This window comes from Pseudoflavonifractor phocaeensis (assembly GCF_016901955.1).
GTDB classification, from domain to species: domain Bacteria; phylum Bacillota; class Clostridia; order Oscillospirales; family Oscillospiraceae; genus Flavonifractor; species Flavonifractor phocaeensis_A.
In genome coordinates this window covers 1-19590 of record NZ_JACJLC010000036.1, presented here as the reverse complement: position 1 = coordinate 19590, position 19590 = coordinate 1, and the positions used below count along the sequence as shown (strand labels likewise).

15 protein-coding genes are annotated in these 19590 nt (G+C 65.2%); 10 read left to right on the top strand and 5 right to left on the bottom strand.

Annotated features, from left to right (window positions below; all coding sequences use genetic code 11):
• Positions 1-3 precede the first annotated feature (3 nt).
• Together H6B51_RS09580 and H6B51_RS09575 are read left to right on the top strand one after the other, a co-directional pair.
• The gene (locus H6B51_RS09580; protein WP_204883465.1) at positions 4-1185 is read left to right on the top strand and encodes an alanine dehydrogenase; all 1182 of its coding nucleotides are present in this window, start codon (positions 4-6) and stop codon (positions 1183-1185) included.
• A 41-nt stretch (positions 1186-1226) separates the two neighbouring features.
• On the top strand, positions 1227-2660 hold the full coding sequence (locus tag H6B51_RS09575; protein ID WP_243421223.1) for a Na+/H+ antiporter NhaC family protein: 1434 nt from the start codon (positions 1227-1229) through the stop codon (positions 2658-2660).
• A gap of 93 nt (positions 2661-2753) precedes the next feature.
• Here the strand turns inward: H6B51_RS09575 and H6B51_RS09570 are convergent, their stop codons facing one another.
• Positions 2754-3497, bottom strand: coding sequence for a copper homeostasis protein CutC (locus tag H6B51_RS09570; protein ID WP_204883464.1), 744 nt, complete (start codon positions 3495-3497; stop codon positions 2754-2756).
• 238 nt (positions 3498-3735) lie between these two features.
• On the opposite strand from H6B51_RS09570, the gene H6B51_RS09565 reads away from it, so the two are divergent.
• A complete protein-coding gene (locus tag H6B51_RS09565; RefSeq protein ID WP_204883463.1) occupies positions 3736-5895 on the top strand; it encodes a transglutaminase-like domain-containing protein in 2160 nt (719 codons plus the stop codon).
• A 104-nt stretch (positions 5896-5999) separates the two neighbouring features.
• Here H6B51_RS09565 and H6B51_RS09560 read toward each other — a convergent pair whose 3' ends face one another.
• Positions 6000-6728 (bottom strand): nitroreductase family protein, encoded by a 729-nt coding sequence (locus H6B51_RS09560; protein WP_204883462.1) that lies wholly within the window; start codon positions 6726-6728, stop codon positions 6000-6002.
• Between the two features lie 30 nt (positions 6729-6758).
• Between H6B51_RS09560 and H6B51_RS09555 the strand changes: the two genes are divergently transcribed.
• Positions 6759-7643, top strand: coding sequence for an RluA family pseudouridine synthase (locus H6B51_RS09555; RefSeq protein WP_204883461.1), 885 nt, complete (start codon positions 6759-6761; stop codon positions 7641-7643).
• A gap of 210 nt (positions 7644-7853) precedes the next feature.
• On the opposite strand, the gene H6B51_RS09550 is transcribed toward H6B51_RS09555, so the two are convergent.
• Positions 7854-8918 (bottom strand): branched-chain amino acid aminotransferase, encoded by a 1065-nt coding sequence (locus H6B51_RS09550; RefSeq protein WP_204883460.1) that lies wholly within the window; start codon positions 8916-8918, stop codon positions 7854-7856.
• Positions 8919-9146: 228 nt separating this feature from the next.
• Here H6B51_RS09550 and H6B51_RS09545 point away from each other — a divergent pair, with 228 nt between their 5' ends.
• The 6 genes from H6B51_RS09545 to ftsH all read left to right on the top strand — a co-directional run bounded on the left by H6B51_RS09545 (position 9147) and on the right by ftsH (position 17108).
• Complete coding sequence (locus tag H6B51_RS09545; protein WP_204883459.1) at positions 9147-11141, top strand: DHH family phosphoesterase; 1995 nt, start codon at positions 9147-9149, stop codon at positions 11139-11141.
• A gap of 174 nt (positions 11142-11315) precedes the next feature.
• Positions 11316-11762, top strand: coding sequence for a 50S ribosomal protein L9 (gene rplI, locus H6B51_RS09540; protein ID WP_204883458.1), 447 nt, complete (start codon positions 11316-11318; stop codon positions 11760-11762).
• Between the two features lie 85 nt (positions 11763-11847).
• Positions 11848-13167, top strand: coding sequence for a replicative DNA helicase (dnaB, locus tag H6B51_RS09535; protein WP_204883473.1), 1320 nt, complete (start codon positions 11848-11850; stop codon positions 13165-13167).
• Between the two features lie 75 nt (positions 13168-13242).
• Positions 13243-14610 carry a tRNA lysidine(34) synthetase TilS gene (tilS, locus tag H6B51_RS18105; protein WP_204883457.1) on the top strand — a complete coding sequence of 456 codons (1368 nt, stop codon included), beginning with the start codon at positions 13243-13245 and terminating at the stop codon, positions 14608-14610.
• A gap of 5 nt (positions 14611-14615) precedes the next feature.
• Positions 14616-15167 (top strand): hypoxanthine phosphoribosyltransferase, encoded by a 552-nt coding sequence (hpt, locus tag H6B51_RS09525; RefSeq protein ID WP_204883472.1) that lies wholly within the window; start codon positions 14616-14618, stop codon positions 15165-15167.
• Positions 15168-15203: 36 nt separating this feature from the next.
• Positions 15204-17108 carry an ATP-dependent zinc metalloprotease FtsH gene (gene ftsH, locus H6B51_RS09520; RefSeq protein ID WP_204883456.1) on the top strand — a complete coding sequence of 635 codons (1905 nt, stop codon included), beginning with the start codon at positions 15204-15206 and terminating at the stop codon, positions 17106-17108.
• Between the two features lie 462 nt (positions 17109-17570).
• Here the strand turns inward: ftsH and H6B51_RS09515 are convergent, their stop codons facing one another.
• Both H6B51_RS09515 and H6B51_RS09510 read right to left on the bottom strand, forming a co-directional pair.
• Positions 17571-18827 carry a competence/damage-inducible protein A gene (locus H6B51_RS09515; RefSeq protein ID WP_204883455.1) on the bottom strand — a complete coding sequence of 419 codons (1257 nt, stop codon included), beginning with the start codon at positions 18825-18827 and terminating at the stop codon, positions 17571-17573.
• Between the two features lie 107 nt (positions 18828-18934).
• Positions 18935-19590 (bottom strand): tRNA sulfurtransferase (locus H6B51_RS09510; RefSeq protein WP_204883454.1); only part of this gene is annotated, 656 nt, incomplete at its 5' end.

Genomic DNA, 19590 nt, shown 5'->3' with positions numbered 1-19590 from the left:
ACAATGGTTTTTGGCTTGTTGAAGGATATCAAAAACGGCGAGTACCGCACCATCGCCACTCCGGTGGAGATCACCACCATTGTCAACGACGGCCATACCGCCCTGGTCCAGCGGGGAGCCGGTGAGAAGGCCGGCTTTGAGGACGCCGCCTACGAAGCCGCCGGCGCCAAGCTGGTGGACACCATGGAGGAGATCTATGCCCAGGCCGACTTCGTCACCAAGGTGAAGGAGCTGGAGCCCTGCGAGTTCTCCCTGCTGCGGCCCGGCCAGATCATCTTTACCTGCATCCACCCCGCCGCCCATCCCCAGGAGGTCCAGGCCATTCTGGACAGCGGCTGCATCGCCTTCACCGCCGAGGACAGCCACCGCTACGGCTCCCCCAACTGCGAGGCCGCCGGCAAGCAGGGGGCTCTCATGGGGCTGGAGTCCATGCTGTCCATCAACGGCGGCAAGGGTATGTTCGTCAGCGGCCTGGGGGGCTCCCCCGCCATGAAGGTGCTCATCCTGGGCGGCGGCACCGTGGGCCAGGCCGCCCTGTCGGTGCTCTACGCCCTGGGGGCCCGGGTCACCGTCATGGACATCAACATTGGCATCCTGCGCTCCCTGAAGCGGCAGTACAACGAGCACATCGACACTATGATGTGTACCAAGGAGAACATTGCCGCCCTGCTGCCTCAGACCGACATGGTGCTCAACTGTGTCAAGTGGCCCAAGGGCTGCGACGAGTGGCTCATTGACCGGCCCATGCTCAAGCTGATGGGCAAGGGCTCAGTCATCGTGGACATCTCCAACGACGACAACGGCGCCATTGAGTCCTTCCACGAGACCACCCACGAGAATCCCCGGTACATCGAGGAGGGCGTGGTCCACTACTGCGTCAGCAACATCCCCGGGGCCATCGCCAACTCCACCTCCATTGCCTACGCCGCCTCGGTGATCCCCCACTTCCGGGCCATCCTGAACAAGGGCGTGGCCGCCGCCTGCGTCCAGGACGGCTTCCTTCGCCGGAGCCTCACCGCCTACAAGGGCTACCTGACCCACGAGGAGACCAGCGCCCTGCAGAACCGGCCCTGGGTGCGGCCCGAGGACATCCTGGGCATCGCCGGCGAGAAGCTGGACCCCGCTCCCCCCGCCACCGTCACCCGCTCCGACAACCTCCTGCCCCTGGAGCAGGTGAAGCTGTAACGCCCACCGGGCTACTTTGAGAGAGAAAGAGAGTGATACCAATGGAACTGGAGACCATGGGGTTTATCTCCGTGATTCCCGCCATCCTGGCCATCGTGCTGTCCTTCGCCACGAAAAACACCATTGCCGCCCTGGCCATCGCCTGCTTTACCGGCACCACCCTGGTGGGTATCGCCACCGGCACCGCCATCCAGGAGACCCTGCTGCTCAGCTTCCCCACCCTGCTGAAGGAAAACCTGGGCAACACCGACTTCTCCTGGGTCATGCTGCTGAATACCTTCATCGGCATCCTGGTGGCCTACTTCCAAAAGACCGGCGCCATCCAGGGCTTCTCCCAGTGGGTCCACGATAAGCGTCTCAGCCGCCGGGGCGCCCAGCTGATGGCCTGGGTGCTGGGTATGTTCGTCTACTTCAGCGACTCCTTCAGCCCCCTGTTCGTGGGCTGCACCATGCGCTCCATCACCGACAAGGCCCGCATCTCCCGTGAAAAGCTGGCCTATATCGCCGACTCCACCTCCGCCCCCGTCAGCGTACTGGTGCCCATCACCGGCTGGGCGGCCTACCTCAGCGGCCTGGCGATAGGCGTGGGGTGCATCGCCACCCAGGAGGACGCCTCCGCCCTCTTCCTGAAGGCCATCCCCTTCAACTTCTACCCCATCTTTGCCGTGATCCTGGTGGGCCTCATCGGCTCCGGCATCGTCAAGGACTTCGGCCCCATGAAGAAGGCGGAGCAGCGGGCCATGGAGACCGGCAAGGTGCTGGCCGACGGCGCTCAGCCTCTGGTGGGCAAGGAGCTCACCGGCATGGAGCCCTATCCCGGCTTCAAGCCCCGTGTGTTCCTCAACTTCCTGCTGCCGGTGCTCATCATCATCACCGTGGCCATCTCTACCTACATCGCCTATAAGTCCGCCAAGACCATGGAGGCCTTCCTGCTGGTGGTGATCCTCATGACCATCAGCATGATGATCCAGGGCATCCCCTTCAAGGAGGTCATGAACACCCTGACCGACGGCATCAAGGGAGCCCTGCCCGCCGTCATCCTGCTGGCACTGGCCTACTCGGTCAACGGACTGTCCCAGACCATGGGTACCGCCAACTACATCATCTCCATCACCCAGGGCTTCCTCACCCCCCATCTGCTGCCCATGGTGATCTTCGTGGTGGCCGCCATCATGGCCTTTGCCACCGGCTCCTCCTGGGGCACCTTCGCCATCTGCATGCCCATCGCTCTGCCCATGGCCTTCGCCATGACTGACGGGGTCCTCACCTCCACCGTGGTGGCGGTGTTCGCCGCCGTGGCCGGCGGCGGCGTGTTCGGCGACCACTGCTCCCCCCTGTCGGACACCACCATCCTGTCCTCCATGGGAGCCGCCTCCGACCACCTGGACCACGTCAAGACCCAGTTGCCCTATGCCCTCATCTGCGGATCTTTGGCCGCCGTGGCCTACCTGATCCTGGGCTTCGCCGTGGCCTGAGCCTGAATATGTTAAAACCCCGCCGGGATCCCGGCGGGGTTTTGCAATGCGTGGGATGTGGAACGGCCCCACGGGCAGCCGCAGGTCGCCCCGTCAATCCCCCAGCCGGGCCCGGGCGGCGGCCACGGCGGCTCCGTCGGTAACGGGCACCTGCTCCTCCGGGGGGCAGGTACCGCCGGAGAAGGACACCGCCGGGTTGTGGGTGGCGGACAGGTCCAGCCGGAAGGTCTTGAAGGACCCGTGGAGCTGATGGCAGCCGGTGGCCTCCGCCAGGGCAGCCACGTTGTCCGGTTTCACCCCGCAGCCGGGGAGGATCTGGATGCGCCCGGCGGCGTAGTCCCGCATCTCCCGGATCACCGCCGTCCCGGCGGGAGCGGAGGGGGCCTGGCCGCTGGTGAGCACCCGGGTGACCCCCAGTTCCATCAGCACGTCCAGGGCGGCTTTCCAGTCGGGCACCACGTCTATGGCCCGGCTGAACACGCTCTCCCTGTCCCCAATGACCTCCACCATGGCGCGGCACCGGTCCTTGTCTACCGTGCCGTCGGGGTGGAGGAAGCCGAACACGATGCCGTCGGCCCCGGCGGCCAGCAGGGCTTTTGCGTCGGCCAGCATGGTCCGGAATTCCGTCTCGCTGTAGCAGAAGCCCCCCTCCCTTGGCCGCACCATGGCCATGATGGGGATGTCCACCTGCCGGGCGGTCTCCATGGCCCCCATGGAGGGGGTGAGCCCCCCCAGGAACAGGGCGGAGTTTAGCTCCACCCGGTCCGCCCCCGCGGCGGCGGCGATCTGTACGTCCTCCGCCGAGCCGCAGCATACCTCGATCAACACATTTTTCATGGCTCACACTCCTCTGGGCCTTGCTTAAAAAAGATCAATACGCCCGATCGACGGGTCTTTTGCCCTCTGGACGGCACAATTTTTCCTTGAAATCCGTCAGGATTCCTGCGGAAAAATTGCTTGCCAGCGGCCAAAATCCCTCGCCGCCGGGCATATTGCTATTTTTGAAACAAGGCCTGGGGCTATCATATCACAAAAAGATATGATATGATAGCCCGGATATAAGGAGTTGATGAAGATGGAGCGAGCCCTTGCCTTTTTGAAAACCGCCCTGCCGGAGGACTGGGCAGCCTATCCCCAGACCCTGTTTGAGGATTTCGCCGCCCACGCCAGTATGCTGCGCCAGACTGCCCCCTGGTGCCGGGAGCTGAGCCGGGAGGCCTTTGAGCAGTATGTCCTCTGCCCTCGGGTAAACGACGAGGATCTGTCCCCCCACCGGGCCTTGTTTTACAGCCAGCTGTGGGACCGGGTAAAGGACCTGTCCCAGGAGGAGGCCGCCCTGGAGGTCAACCGCTGGTGCCATGAGCAGGCAAGCTACCAGGCCCAGGACGACCGCACCGCCTCCCCACTGACGGTGTACCGCTGCGGCAGCGGCCGGTGCGGGGAGGAGTCCGCCTTCCTGGTGGCCGCCCTCCGCTCGGTGGGCCTGCCCGCCCGGCAGGTGTACGCCCCCCGGTGGTCCCACTGCGACGACAACCACGCCTGGGTGGAGGTGCTGTGCCATGGGAAATGGCGGTTCCTGGGGGCCTGTGAGCCCGAGCCGGTGCTGGACCGGGGGTGGTTCAACACCGCCGCCTCCCGGGCCATGCTGGTCCACAGCCGCACCTTTGGGCCGGTGACCGACCTGGCCCTCCATGGGGCCCCCCTGGGCCGGGCGGGCCAGGCTCTGTACCACAACCAGACCGCCCGCTACGCCCACACCAAGCTCTATACCTTCCGGGCCGAGCCTGGGGAAGTGGTCACCCTGGAGGTGCTCAACGAGGCCCGGTTCTGCCCCATCGCCGCCCTCACCGCCGACAAGAAGGGGAAGGTGAAGGTAGAGCTGGGTGTGGGGGACCTCCACCTGACCACTGGGGAAAAGGAGGCCTTCTGCCACGGCGAGACCCAGGACGGGGCGGAGCTGGCCCAGGCCGCCCCCTGCCCGGACTGGACCCCCTTCGACTTCCGGGCCCCTGTGGACGCCCCCGTGAACCCCGCTCCCCTGGATGAGGAGCAGCGGCGGCAGCGGGCGGCGGTGCTGGCGGCGGGCGCCGTCAAGCGGCAGGAGCGGATGGCGGGCTGGTACGACGAGGAGAAGGCGGCCAAATACCCCGCCCAGCAGCCCCTCCTCCGGGCGGCCCGGGGGAATTTTGACGAAATATACGCCTTCCTCAGCAAGGACAAGGATCCCCTGCGGCCCATGCTGCTCTCTGTGCTGTCCGACAAGGATTTCCGGGACGCCACGGCGGAGCTGCTGGAGGCCCACCTGGAGCGGGCCCGGCCCTGGGCGGGGAAGTACGTCCGGGAGGTGTTCCGGCGATTCATCCTGTGCCCCCGGGTGGCCTTTGAGCGCCTGACAGATTGGTCCGTCCCCCAGCCCGGACCGGTGGGGGAGGTCATCGCCCTGCGGAAGCAGGGCGTCCCCGCCGCCCTGCGGCCGGTGGACGGGGCGGTGCTGGTGTGGCGGGAAGGGCAGCTTGTCCCCAAGGAGCCGGAGGAATGTGGAAAAGTCCTGTTCTGGAAGGGACCGTCGGAGCAGTATACCTACCGGCAGAACTGGTCGGTGGACCGGTGGACGGGGGATATGTGGAAACCGCTGAAGTTCACCGACCGGGCCTGGTACAAAAACCGGCTCATGGCCCAGCTCCCCGCCGGGCGGTACCGGGTGCTCACCGCCCTGCGGCTCCCCGCCGGGGACCAGTTTGCCAACCGGCTGGAATTCACCCTGTGGCCGGGGGAGGAGAAGGAGGTCTTTCTGGCCCTGCGGGACTGTGAGCTGACCGATCTCATCACTCCCCGGAGCCTGCCCCTGCCGGAGCTGGCGGAGCAGGGGGACAAAAATACCCTCCTCCTGTGGCTGGAGGAGGGGGCCGAGCCCACCGAGCATATTTTGAACGAGCTGTCCGCCGCCCTGCCCCGGTTCCGGGCCCTGGACATCCGGGTGATCTTCTTCCTCCGGGGACGAGGGGCGGAACAGCAGGCCACCCTGGCCCACCTGCTCTCCCAGTGGCCGGAGGTGGAGGTGGCCTATCCCGAGTGGGCCTATCAGGTGGAGACGGTGGCCCGCCACCTGGGTCTGGACCCGGACAAGCCCCCTCTGGCGGTGGTGCGGGACAAAAACGGAATGGCGGCCTACGGCTGCTGTGGCTACCAGGTGGGCATGGCCGACCTGCTGGGGCGGATCTTGGAGCAGATTTAGGGGAGATAGGAGATATTGTAGCTGCTGTTACGGGGTGGTAGACATCCCGTGCGGGCGGGTCTGGGACCCGCCCCTACGAATACGGTGGGACTTTGCCTGCCTCTTCAATCCAGGAAAGGCTTCAGATACTCTCCTACCGACCGGGTCATTTCACGGGAGAAGTCGGAGTTGTACTTCCGGTTACAGAAGGCTTGCAGCCACGCCCCATAGGGCCGCTCCCCGGCGTTGTCGGCCAGCATGGCTTCCAGCTCTGCCCCGTCCATCCGGCGGTAGCGGTTTTGGTGGACGATGTGCTCCATGGCCCGGCGGCGGGGCTTTTCCCGCTCCTGCTGCTGGGGCGTGGGATAGCCGAACACCAGCATGGCGGCGGGGAACACGTACTCCGGCAGGCCAAGCAATTCCCGGTGGGTCTCGCACAGCTCCATCACGTCCCCGATGTAGCAGGAGCCGATGCCCAGGCTCCAGGCGGCGGTGACCGCGTTCTGGGCGGCAATGTTGGCGTCGGAGCAGGCCAGCAGCAGATCCCCCACCCCCGGTTTCCGGGGCAGGCACCCGCCGGAGGCGAAGGCGTCGTACCACTTCTGGCAGTCGGCGCAGAAAATGAGCACCAGAGGGGCCCGGGCGATGAAGGGCTGGTGATCGCAGGTGTCCGCCAGCCGGTCCTTCAGGGCCTGATCGGTGATGTCCAGAATGGTGTACAGCTGCTGGTTGCCGGCGGTGGGGGCGGCGCAGGCCGCCGCCAGGATGGCTTCCTTGTCCGCCGGGGAGATGGGCCTGTCCTCATAGACCCGCACCGACTTGCGCTGGTGGAGCTGCTCCAGGACCTGATTCATACAAACTACCTCCAAAAGGAAATTTATGTTATGGACAAAAAGAATTTTTTGGTAGAGGGGGAGGACACCCTGCTGTCCTTCCTGCTGGCCCATGTGGCGGGCAAGAGCCGCAACAGCGTGAAATCCATGCTCACCCGGGGCCAGGTCCAGGTGGAGGGCAGAACGGTGACCCGCCACGACCACCCCCTGGCGCCCGGTCAGACCGTGACCCTGCTGCCCCAGGGGGCGGGGGACGGGAAGGCCCCCTTTCCGGTGCTCTACGAGGACGGAAGGATTTTGGTCATCGACAAGCCCGCCGGGCTGCTGTCCATGGCCAGCGACCGGGAGAAGGTGCGCACCGCCTACCGCATGGCCACCGATTACGTCCGCAAATCCGACCCCCGGCGGCGGATCTTCATCGTCCACCGGCTGGACCGGGACACCTCCGGGGTGCTCCTCTTCGCCAAAGACGAGGAGACCAAGCGGGCCTACCAGGACAACTGGGACAGGCTGGTGACCCGCCGGGGCTATCTGGCGGTGGTGGAAGGGAAGCCCTCCAGGGAGTCGGACACCGTCCGTACCCTGCTGCGGGAGAACGCCGCCCACAAGGTGTACTCGGTACGCTCCGGCGGTAAAGAGGCGGTGACCCATTATACCACCCTCCGGGCGGGAAAGGAATATACCCTGCTGGAGGTGGACATCGCCACCGGCAGGAAGAACCAGATCCGGGCCCATCTCAGTGAGCTGGGCTGCCCGGTGGCGGGGGACAAGGACTACGGCGCCGCCGCCGATCCCCTGGGGCGGCTGTGCCTCCATGCCCATGTGCTGGAACTGGCCGACCCCTTCACCGGGGAGCCCCGGACCTTCCGGGCCCCGGAGCCCAAGGGGTTCCGGAGCCTGGCTTCGGGGAAAGCGGAAGGTGGAGATAGGAGATAGGGCAGGGGCGGATATCATCCGCCTGCCGGGGTGTTGGGTATTCCTGGGCCCCCTCATCCGTCTGGCCTTCGGCCAGCCACCTTCCCCCCTGTGGGGGGAAGGTCAGGGCGTATGCCCCGAGGCCGCCATACAGACAGTCAGAGAGGCAGGACAAACGTCCTGCCTCTCTGACTGGGAAGATGTATCATATAAGGGTTATTACCGTATGGGTCACAGCTTGATCACCCAGTTGTGGGGATCGGGCTGGGTGCCCCACTGGATACCGGTGAGGGTGTCGTACAGCCGCTGGGCCAGAGGGCCGATCTTGCCGGCGTTGACCACCACGTGCTTGTCCTCCCAGCCCATCTCGCCGATGGGGGAGACCACGGCGGCGGTGCCGGTGCCCCAGGCCTCCTTCAGGGTGCCGTTGGCCCCGGCCTCAAAGAGCTCCTTGGCGGTGATGAGCCGCTCCTCCACCTTGAGGCCCCAGCTCCGCATCAGCTCGATGCAGGACTTGCGGGTGATGCCGGGCAGAACAGAGCCGGTGAGCTTGGGGGTGACCACCGTATCGCCGATCTGGAACATGACGTTCATGGAGCCCACCTCTTCGATGTACTCCCGATGGACGCCGTCCAGCCACAGCACCTGGGCGTAGCCGTTCTCCTCGGCCCGCTCCCCGGCCCGGATGGAGGCGGCGTAGTTGCCGCCGCACTTGGTGTAGCCGGTACCACCACGGACCGCCCGCACGTCCTCGTTCTCCACATAGATCTTCACCGGGTTGATGCCCTCGGCGTAATAGGCCCCCACGGGGCAGGTGATGATGCAGAAGATGTAGTTGTGGGCGGCGTGGACCCCCAGGGAGGGGGTGGTGGCGATGATGAAGGGACGGATGTACAGAGAGGTGCCGGGGGCGCTGGGCACCCAGTCGGCCTCCAGGCGCACCAGCTGCTCGATGGCGGCCAGGGTGTCCTCCTCAGGCAGCTGGGGGATGCACATCCGGTCGCAGGAGGAGTTGATCCGCTTCACGTTTTCCATGGGGCGGAAGAGCTGGACCTGCCCCTGGGGATTGCGGTAGGCCTTCAGGCCCTCAAAGACCTCCTGGGCGTAGTGGAACACCATGGCGGAGGGCTCCAGAGAAATGGGGCCGTAGGGGACGATGCGCCCGTCGTGCCAGCCCTGGCCGGCGGTATAGTCCATGATAAACATATGGTCGGTAAAGGTCTTGCCAAAGACCAGGGTATTGGGGTCGGGCTTCTCTTTCAGCACCGCGGCCCGCTGGACAGGATATTCCTTCATGGGAACGGCCTCCTCTGAACCTTCATAGATTGGCTGTAGTATGGCAGAGATGGGGAAAAAAGAATGTAAACCGTGATACAAAGGGAGAAAAATACACCGGTCGGTTTTCCTTTTGACAGCGAACTGGCCTACTGTCAGCCGCCAGCGGCACAGCCGCTCTTGTTTTTGCCCGGTGGATTTGATATAATATCATGTCATCTTGTATTTGAGCGCGTTTGGGAGGTCCCTATGCGGAAAAATAAACTGTCCTATCTGATGGAGCCCAGCCTGCGGCTGTACTTTGTCTGCCTGGTGGTCTTTGCCGGAGTCACCGCCCTGTTTTCCATCCCGGCGGCGGTGGCGGAGATCGCCGTGGTGGCGCTGCTCTACCTCTATTTCCGACGGAGCAACGCCGTCCGTCAGAAGGAGATCCTCAAGTACATCGAGAGCGTGACCTGCAACATGGATACGGCTACCAAGGACACCATGGTGAACGCACCCCTGCCCATGGTGATCTTCCGGCCGGAGAACGACGAGGTCATCTGGTCCAACGACCGCTTCCTTCAGATCACCGGGGAGCGTGAGCACCTGTTCGATACCAAGCTGTCGGTGGCGGTACCCGACTTCAACTCCCGGTGGCTCATGGAGGGCAAGACCGAATGCCCCCATGAGATCCTGGTGGGGGAGCGGCGGTTCCAGGTGTTTGGCCATCTGGTGCGTACCGCTGAGCAGGGGGTGCGGGGCTACCTGGCCACCACCTACTGGGTGGACATCACCGACCTGGCCTCCGTCCGGGACGAGTTCTACGCCAGCCGCCCGGTGGTGGCCATTCTGACGGTGGACAACTATGAGGAAGTGATGAAGGGGATGTCGGACAACGCCAAGTCCGCCATCCGCAGCGAGATCGACGACCGGCTGGCCCAGTGGGTGGCCCCCGCCCAGGGGGTGTTCTGCCGGTACGAGCGGGACCGCTACCTCTTCCTTTTCGAGGAGCGGTATCTGGCCCAGTTCCAGGAGGGCAAGTTCTCCATCCTGGACACCGTGCGGCAGGTGACCAACTCCTCGGGTATCCAGGCCACCCTGTCCATTGGCATCGGCCGGGACGGGGACACTCTGGGAGACCTGTTCCAGTACGCCGCCCTGTCGGTGGAGATGGCCCTCTCCCGGGGCGGGGACCAGGTGGTCATCAAAAACCGCATCAACTTCGAGTTTTACGGCGGCCGCACCAAGGAGCTGGAAAAGCGCACCAAGGTGAAGAGCCGGGTGATGGCCAACGCCCTGGGGGAGCTGATGGCCGACGCCTCCATGGTGTTCGTCATGGGCCACAAATTCCCCGACCTGGACTGCATCGGCGCCGCCGCCGGGGTGTGCGCCATGGCCCGGAAGAAGGGCGCCCCCGTCCACATTGTCCGGGAGCCGGGGGTCAACCCGGCCAGCGAAATGTGCGACCGGCTGGCGGCGGTGCCCGAGTACAAGGACGTGTTCCTCTCCCCTCAGGACGCTATCCTGCTGGCCGATTCCAACTGCCTGCTGGTGGTGGTGGATACCAACCGGCCCGAGCAGGTGGTGAGCCAGGACCTGCTGGAGGCGGTACACAAGGTGGCGGTCATCGATCACCACCGCCGGGCCTCCTCCTACATCGCCGACGCCGCCCTCAACTTCCACGAGCCCTACGCCTCCTCCGCCAGCGAGCTGTCCACCGAGCTGCTGCAATACCTGCTGGAGCCGGCGGACCTGCTGAAGATCGAGGCAGAGGCCCTGCTGGCGGGCATCGCCCTGGACACCAAGCAGTTCACCATGCGCACCGGCAGCCGCACCTTTGAGGCGGCTGCCTTCCTGCGGAGAAGCGGGGCGGACACCGGCGATGTGAAGAAGCTCTTCCAGAACGACCTGGAGGGCACCATTGCCAAGTACGACATCATCCAGACCGCCCGGCTGTACAAGGAAGGCATCGCCGTGGCCCGGGTGGACCACACCGTAGGCCGCATCACCGCCGCCCAGGCCGCCGACGAGCTGCTGAACATCTCGGGCATCGACACCTCCTTCGTCCTCTTCCCCGACCAGGAGGGGCGGGTGATCCTGTCCGCCCGGAGCATGGGGGATGTGAACGTGCAGGTGGTGCTGGAGAAGCTGGGTGGCGGCGGAAACGCCGCTACCGCCGGGGCCCAGGTCCCCGGCAAGACCGTGGACGAGGTGACCAAGCTCCTCCTCCAGGCCATCGATCAGTACCTGGAAAACGAATAATCAGGAAGCGCGGAGACGCCCGGGAGCAGGGCAGCAGCGAACCACGCAGGCGAAAAAACAGGCGGCGGGCAAAGCCCGGAGCGGCATTTTTCGCGGAGCGGTAAGCAGCTGCCCGTCGCGGAGGGCGTGCAGCGTGACAACATTAAGTTGTTAACTCAGAAAGGACGAGAAACCATGAAAGTGATTTTGCAGCAGGACGTAAAGGGCCAGGGCAAGAAGGGCCAGATGATCGAGGCCAGCGACGGCTATGCCCGCAATTTCCTCCTGCCCCGTAAGCTGGCGGTACCTGCCACCGCTGAGAACATCAACACCATGAAGATGCAGGAGAAGGCCAAGGCCGCCCAGGAGGCCGCCGAGAAGGCGGAGGCCCAGGCCACCGCCGACAAACTGAAGGGCATTACCGTGAAGGTGGTGGCCAAGGCGGGCAACGGCGGCCGGCTCTTCGGCGCGGTGACCACCAAGGAGATCGCCGACGCCCTGTCCGCCCAGCACGGCATCACCGTCCAGAAGACCAAGCTGGTCCAGGACGAGCCCATCAAGGCCTTTGGCACCTATGAGCTGAAGGTGAAGCTGGGCTATGAAATCACCGGTACTTTAAAGGTGGTTGTGGCCGAACAGTAAAACAAACCTTCCCCTCCTGAGGGGGAAAGCTTATCCAGGGGAGGTGACGCACACGGCAACCGAAGAAGAACTGCTGCTGCGGCAGATGCCCCACAGCGTGGAGGCCGAGCAGAGCGTACTGGGGACCATCCTCATCGACGCCAGCTGCGCCCCCGAGGTCATCGAGGAGCTGAGGCCGGAGGACTTCTACCTGCGGACCAACCGGGAGATCTACGAGACCATCTACTCCATGTTCAACTTCTCCCTCCCTATCGACCCGGTGACTGTGCTGGAGCAGATGCGCCAGCGGGGGGTGTACCACGAGGACAGCTCCCGGGACTATATGTTCCAGCTGATGGACATTACCCCCACCACCGCCAACGTGCGGGAGTATATGGCCATTATCAAGGACAAGGCCCTGCTCCGCCGGATCGTGGAGACCTCAGGGGAGCTGACCGCACTGGTACAGGAGGGCACCGAGACCGCCCAGAAGGTGCTGGATATCGCGGAGCAGCGCATCTACGCCATCCGGGAGGGGAGAGCCTTCCAGGGCCTGACCCATATCTCCAGCGTCATCCTCAATGTGTATGAACGGCTCAACGAGCTGGCTCAGAGCGACGCGGCGGTGCCCGGGCTGTCCACCGGCCTGCCCGACGTGGACATGGCTATCTCCGGGCTGAACAAGTCCGATCTGATCCTGCTGGCCGCCCGGCCCGGCATGGGCAAGACCTCCTTTGCCCTGAACATGCTCCTCCACGCGGGGAAATTCTCCGGCAAGACAGTGGTGTTCTTCTCCCTGGAGATGAGCCGGGAGCAGCTGGCTATGCGCCTGATCTCCGGCGAGGCCTTTGTGGACAACAAGAAGTTGGTCACCGGCAAGCTGGGAGAGGAGGACTGGTCCAAGATCGCCGCCGCCTCTGCCGCCCTGAATCAGACCCAGATCCTCATTGACGACAACCCCTCCCTGTCGGTGGCTGACATGAACGCCAAGTGCCGCCGGGTGGATAATCTGGGACTGGTGGTCATAGACTACCTCCAGCTGATGACCTCCGCCGGAGGGCCCCAGCGCAGCGGCGACAACCGGCAGCAGATCGTCTCCGATATCTCCCGGGCCCTGAAGATCATGGCCAAGGAGCTCAACGTGCCGGTGGTCTGCCTGTCCCAGCTGTCCCGCGGCCCGGAGAGCCGCCAGAACAAACGGCCCATGCTGTCCGACCTCCGGGAATCGGGCGCCATCGAGCAGGACGCTGACATCGTCATGTTCCTCTACCGGGACGACTATTACAACGAGGACAGCGAAAATCATAACCTGGCCGAGTGCATCATCGCCAAAAACCGCCACGGCGAGACGGGCACCGTGGAGCTGCAATGGCTTCCCGAGTATACCACCTTCTCGTCCATCGACCGGCGGCACAGTGAATATTAAACCGGCGTAGGGGCCGGCGTCCCCGACGGCCCGGGCGGCCGCCCCCTGCGTATGGCATGACAGGAGCACGGACCTATGCTGGAAACCGTCCAAGCCCTCACAACCGAATATGATATGCTGCCCCCGGGAGGGCGGGTGCTGTGCGCCCTGTCCGGCGGGGCGGACTCCATGTGCCTGCTCCACATCCTCAGGGCCATGGCGGCGGAGGGGGGCTTTACGGTGTACGCCGCCCACTTCAATCATCACCTGCGGGGGGAGGAATCCCACCGGGACGCCGCCTTTGTCTCCCGATGGTGCGAGGAGCACGGCATCCCCTGTACCATCGGGGAGGGAGATGTTTCGGGAGAGGCCAAGGCCCTGGGCCAGGGGGTGGAGGAGACCGCCCGGCAGCTGCGCTACGCCTTTCTCCGCCGGACGGCGGAGGAGCTGGGCTGTACCCGCATCGCCACCGCCCACAACGCCGACGACAACCTGGAGACCCTGCTGCTCCATCTGACCAGAGGAGCGGGGCTCCACGGCCTGGCGGGCATCCCGCCCCGGCGGGGAGAGATCGTGCGGCCCCTGCTCACCACTCCCCGGGCGGACATCGAGGCCTATCTGGAGGAGCACCATATCCCCCACGTGGAGGACAGCACCAACACCGACGAGGGCTACGCCCGCAACAAGCTGCGCAGTCAGGTGGTGCCGGTGCTGCGGCAGCTCAATCCCAGGGTCACCCAGCGGTGCGCCGAAACCATGGGATACCTGCGGGCCGACAACGACTACCTCAACGCCCAGGCCGCCCTGGCCTGCCGCCACGCCCGCTGGGCCGAGGACGACCTGGTCATCGAGGCCAAGTACATTGCCGAGCTCCCCGCCGCCATCGCCCCCCGGGCGGTGCGCCGGCTGCTGGAGCTGACGGGGGACGGCAACACTGACTGCTCCGCCTCCCACCTGAAGGCAGTGGTGGACCTGGCCCGGGGGGAGGACCCCTCGGCGGTGGTCTTTCTGCCCAACGGACGGCTGGCCCAGCGGGTGTACAAGGAGCTGCTGCTTACCACCCAGAAGGAGGCGCCCGCCCTTGCCCCCACTCCCCTGAACCAGGCGGGAGAGACTGCCCCGGCGGGTACCCCCTGGCGGTGCGCCTGCCGGCAGGTGGCCTGCCCCCTGCCGGAGGAGCGGAAACCCGGGGCCTGGTACCTGGTCCTGGAGGGGGTGTCGGGGGAGCTCACCCTGCGGCCCCGGCGGACGGGAGATGAGCTTGCCCTGCCGGGCAGAGACACCAAGACGGTGAAAAAGTGGATGATCGACCAGAAGATCCCCCGGCGGGAGCGGGATTTGCTCCCGGTGCTGGCGGATGAGGGGGGCGTGCTGGCGGTGGCCGGCCTGGGTCCCCACAGAGACCGGATGGCTGTTCCGGGGCAACCCGCCCTGGAAGTGGTATTTTGGAAGGAGAAGGGATGAAAGATATGGAATACATGCTGGATAAGGACGTAGAGCGGGTCCTTTTCTCCGAAGAGGAGCTGAGGGAGCGGGTGGCCCAGATCGCCGCCCAGATCGACGCCGATTACGCCGGGAAGGAGCCCCTGCTGGTGAGCGTGCTCCGGGGCTCCTTTGTGTTCATGGCCGACCTGGTACGCCAGATCCACGTGCCCTGCACGGTGGACTTCATGGCGGTGTCCTCCTACGGGAAGGGGGCTTCCAGTTCCGGTCAGGTGAAGATCATCAAGGACCTGTCTGAGCAGATCGAGGGGAAGGACCTGATCGTGGTGGAGGACATCCTGGACAGCGGCAACACCCTGAGCTACCTGCTCCAGCTGCTCCAGGCCAGGAAGCCCGCCTCGGTGCGGCTGTGTACCCTGCTGGATAAGCCCTCCCGCCGGGTCAAGGAGGTGGAGGTGAACTATTCCGGGTTCTCCATCCCTGACTACTTTGTGGTAGGCTACGGCCTGGATTATGCCGAGAAGTACCGCAACCTGCCCTATATCGGGGTACTGAAGCCCTCGATCTATGGCGGTTGATCCGCTAAATCTACCGGGAAAGGACGTGTCCGCCCCTTGAAACGCAACGGAAGCCTGCGGGATGTAGGCTTTTACCTGCTCATCGCTATTCTGCTGATTCTGTCCATCTTTGTGCTCCGGGGTGGGATGGATCAGGGGGACCAGGTCACCTACGGCCAGGTCCGCCGCCTGCTGGAGGAGCAGCAGGTCTCTCAGATCTCGCTGGAGGACAAGACGGTCACCCTCTGGCTCAAGGAGCCGGTGGGGGGCCAGACCACGGTCACCTACCATGTGGCCGACCCCCAGTGGTTTTACAACGATTTCAACGAGCTCATTACCGAGCAGCTCCGACAGGGGATCATCAGCGACTATGACTACCCCGCCGGGTTCGAGTGGCCAGCCTGGATGAGCTATCTGCCCTGGATCGCCGTCATCGTGGTCTTTGGCATGCTGTGGTACTTCATGTTCCTGCGGCAGGCCGGCGGCGGCGGGGGCGGCGGGGTGGACCGCACCGCCCGCTTCGGCCGGGCCCGCACCCGCACCGGGGCTGACGAGCAGAAGAAGGTCACCTTTGACGACGTGGCCGGAGCCGAGGAGGAAAAGGGGGAGCTCCAGGAGATCGTGGAGTTCCTGAAAGATCCCCGGCGGTTTTTGGACCTGGGGGCCCGCATCCCCAAGGGGGTACTGCTGGTGGGCCCGCCGGGTACCGGCAAGACCCTGCTGGCCAAGGCGGTGGCCGGAGAGGCCGGGGTCCACTTCCTGTCCATTTCGGGCTCCGATTTTGTGGAGCTGTACGTGGGCGTGGGCGCGTCCCGTGTCCGGGACCTGTTTGACCAGGCCAAGAAAAATGCCCCCGCCATCGTGTTTATCGACGAGATCGACGCCGTGGGCCGCCAGAGAGGGGCGGGCCTGGGTGGCGGTCACGATGAACGGGAGCAGACCCTCAACCAGCTGCTGGTGGAGATGGACGGCTTTGGCAACAACGAGGGAGTGGTGGTCATGGCGGCCACCAACCGCCAGGATATCCTGGACCCCGCCCTGCTGCGGCCCGGCCGCTTCGACCGGCAGGTGTATGTGGGCCATCCGGATATCAAGGGTCGGGAGGCCATCCTGAAGGTCCATACCCGCAACAAGCCTCTGGGAGACGACGTATCCCTGGCGGAGCTGGCCAAGGGTACCGGCGGCTTCACCGGTGCCGATCTGGAGAACCTGACCAACGAGGCCGCCCTGCTGGCCGCCCGGCGGAACCACCGGTTCATTGCCATGGAGGACCTCAACGAGGCGGTCATCAAGGTCATCGCCGGGCCGGAAAAGAAAAGCCGCACCGTGATCCAGCGGGAGCGAAAGCTCACCGCCTTCCACGAGGCGGGCCACGCCATCGTCATCCACGACCTGGAGACCCAGGACCCGGTGCATCAGATCACCATCATCCCCCGGGGTATGGCGGGGGGCATGACCATCTCTCTGCCCCAGGAGGATGTGAACTTCCAGTCCCGGCAGGAGCTTTTTGAGCGCATCGCCGTCTGTCTGGGGGGCCGGGCCGCCGAGCAGCTGGCTCTGGGGGACATCTCCACCGGAGCGGGCAACGACCTGCAGCGGGCCAGCGCCATCGCCCGGAACATGGTTACCCGCTACGGCATGAGCGACAAGGTGGGCAATGTGGTCTTTGACTCCGGCCACGACGAGGTGTTCATCGGCCGCTCCATGGCCCAGACCAAGAATTACTCCGAAGAGGTGGCCGCCCTCATCGACCAGGAGATCAAGGGGCTCATCGACCAGGCCTACCAGCGGTGTGTGGACATTCTTTCCGCCCGCCGGAAGGAGTTGGACTTTGTGGCCGACTACCTGCTGAAGTACGAGAATATGGACGCCGCCACCTTTGATCTGGTATTTACCGACCCCGCTGCCGTCCAGCCCCCCGCCGCCTATCAGGAGGTGGCACGGGAAGAGGACGGGGAGTGAGAGACAGGGGATAGGGAACGCCGGTTCGTGGATGGGCCCCGTGGGGCGCAGCGACCCCGGCGCGCCGGCCAGGATCGTAAAGAGTTCGTAGGGGCGGGTCCCAGACCCGCCCGCCGGCCCGTTTGCCGCCCCGATATCGTAGGGGCGACCCTTGTGGTCGCCCGCGGTACCGTCCCCTGCCACGTAACGAGTTCGTAGGGGCGGGTCCCAGACCCGCCCGCCGGCCCGTTTGCCGCCCCGATATCGTAGGGGCGACCCTTGTGGTCGCCCGCGGTACCATCCCCTGCCCCGTCACGGCGGCCGCCATGTATGGCGGCCCTACGGAGGGGATCGAACCGTGTCGTAGGGGCGACCCTTGTGGTCGCCCGCCGTACCGTCCCCCACCCCGTAACAGGGACAGAGACATACCGCAAAACAAAAACGGAGTGTATTTTCCATCTTGGAAAATACACTCCGTTTCGTTTATTTCAGCTCCAGCCCGTTCAGATACCGCCGGGCCAGGTCGAAACCGTGGCTGGCGGCGATGTGGCGGATACGCTCCCGGCCCATGGACAGGTTTACCTGCCGTACCCAGGTGCCCTCCGGGGCGGCCAGGGCAATGAACACCAGCCCCACGGGATTGTTCCGCTCGTCGGGGTCGGGTCCTGCCACTCCGGTGAAGGAGAGGGCCAGATCGCAGCCCAGGACCCGGCGGGCCCCCTCTGCCATGGCCCGGGCCACCGGCTGGGATACCGCGCCGTACTGGTCCAGCAGGGCCTCGGGCACCCCCAGCACGGTGTGCTTCACCTGGGTGGCGTAGCTGACGATTCCGCCCCGGAAGGCGGCGGAGGCTCCGGGCAGGTCAGTGAACCGCTTGGCCGCCAGACCGCCGGTGCAGCTCTCGGCGGTGCCCAGGGTGAGGCCCTTGGCCTTCAGGCCGTCCAGCACCGCCCGCTCCAGGTTGGGGATATCCACTCCGTAGACCAGGGGGCCGAAGTGGGCCTTCAGGTCGGCCTCCACCGGATCGATAAGGGCATGGGCGGCCCCCTCGTCGGGGGCTTTGGCGGTGATGCGCAGCTCGCACTCCCCCTCCTTGGCGTAGGGGGCCAGGGTGGGGTTGGTCATGGCGTTCATCTTCTCCCGGAGCTGGGCCTCCATGGAGGATTCTCCGATGCCAAAGAGCTTCAGGGTGCGGGACACGATGACCCCGTCGGCCAACTCCTTCAGGTAGGGGATCACCCGGTGGGTAAACATGGCCTTGCACTCCCGGGGCGGGCCGGGGAGCATGATGACCCGGATGCCCTCCGCTTCAAAGGCCACCCCGGGGGCGGTGCCCCAGTCGTTGTCCAGCACGGTACACCCCTCAGGCAGCATGGCCTGCTGGTAGTTGTTGTCGGTCATGGGGCGGTTGGGGTGGAGCCGCCGGAAATAGTCCTCGATCCGTCGGGCGGAGGGGGCGTGGAACACCAGCTTTTTGCCAAAACACTCCGCCAGCACAGTTTTGGTCAGATCGTCACAGGTGGGGCCCAGCCCCCCGGTGGTGATGAGGATATCGGCCCGGGTACGGGCCAGCTCCACGGCGGCGCGCAGCCGGTCCGGATTGTCCCCCACCACGGTGTGGTAGTAGACGTTGATGCCCAGGGCGGACAGGCCCTGGGAGAGCATCTGGGCGTCGGTGTTGGAAATGTTACCTAGCAGCAATTCTGTGCCCACTGCGATGAGTTCGGCGGTATAGGACATGGGGATGCACTTCCTTTGTTGGAATGGGGGAGGGAGCGAATGGGATCACAGCGTGTTCGTAGGGGCGGCCTGTCCGTAGGGGCGGGTCCCAGACCCGCCCGTTTCCGTCAGACCTGGACCCGCTGGATGCCGTCGAGGGCGGCTTTCACCAGGGCGTCCATGTCCAGAGCATCCTCAGCGGCCTCCAGTTCCCCCAGCACCGGGCGCAGCCGGGGATGGCGGGGGGTAAACACGGTGCAGCAGTCCTCGTAGGGCAGGATAGAGGTCTCAAAGGTGTTGATCTTCCGGGCGATGCGGACGATCTCCTCCTTGTCCATGCCCACCACCGGCCGGAGGATGGGCAGGGAGCACACAGCGGTGGTGGCCCGCATGGCCTCCATGGTCTGGCTGGCCACCTGGCCCAGGCACTCGCCGGTGACGATGGCCCCGGCGCCGCACCGGGCGGCCACCCCCTCGGCAATGCGCATCATGAACCGGCGCATGAGGACGGTGAAGAGCTCCTCAGGACACTTCCGGCGCAGCTCCTCCTGGATCTGGGTAAAGGGCACCACGTGGACGGTGAGCCGCCCGCACCAGGGGGTGAGCAGCTTTGCCAGGTCCAGCACCTTCTGCTTGGCCTCCTCGGAGGTGTAGGGGTAGGAGAAGAAGTGGACCATCTCCAGGGCCAGGCCCCGCTTGGCCATCATCCAGGAGGCCACCGGGGAGTCGATGCCGCCGGACAGCAGGCTCACCGCCCGGCCCCCCACCCCAACGGGCAGGCCCC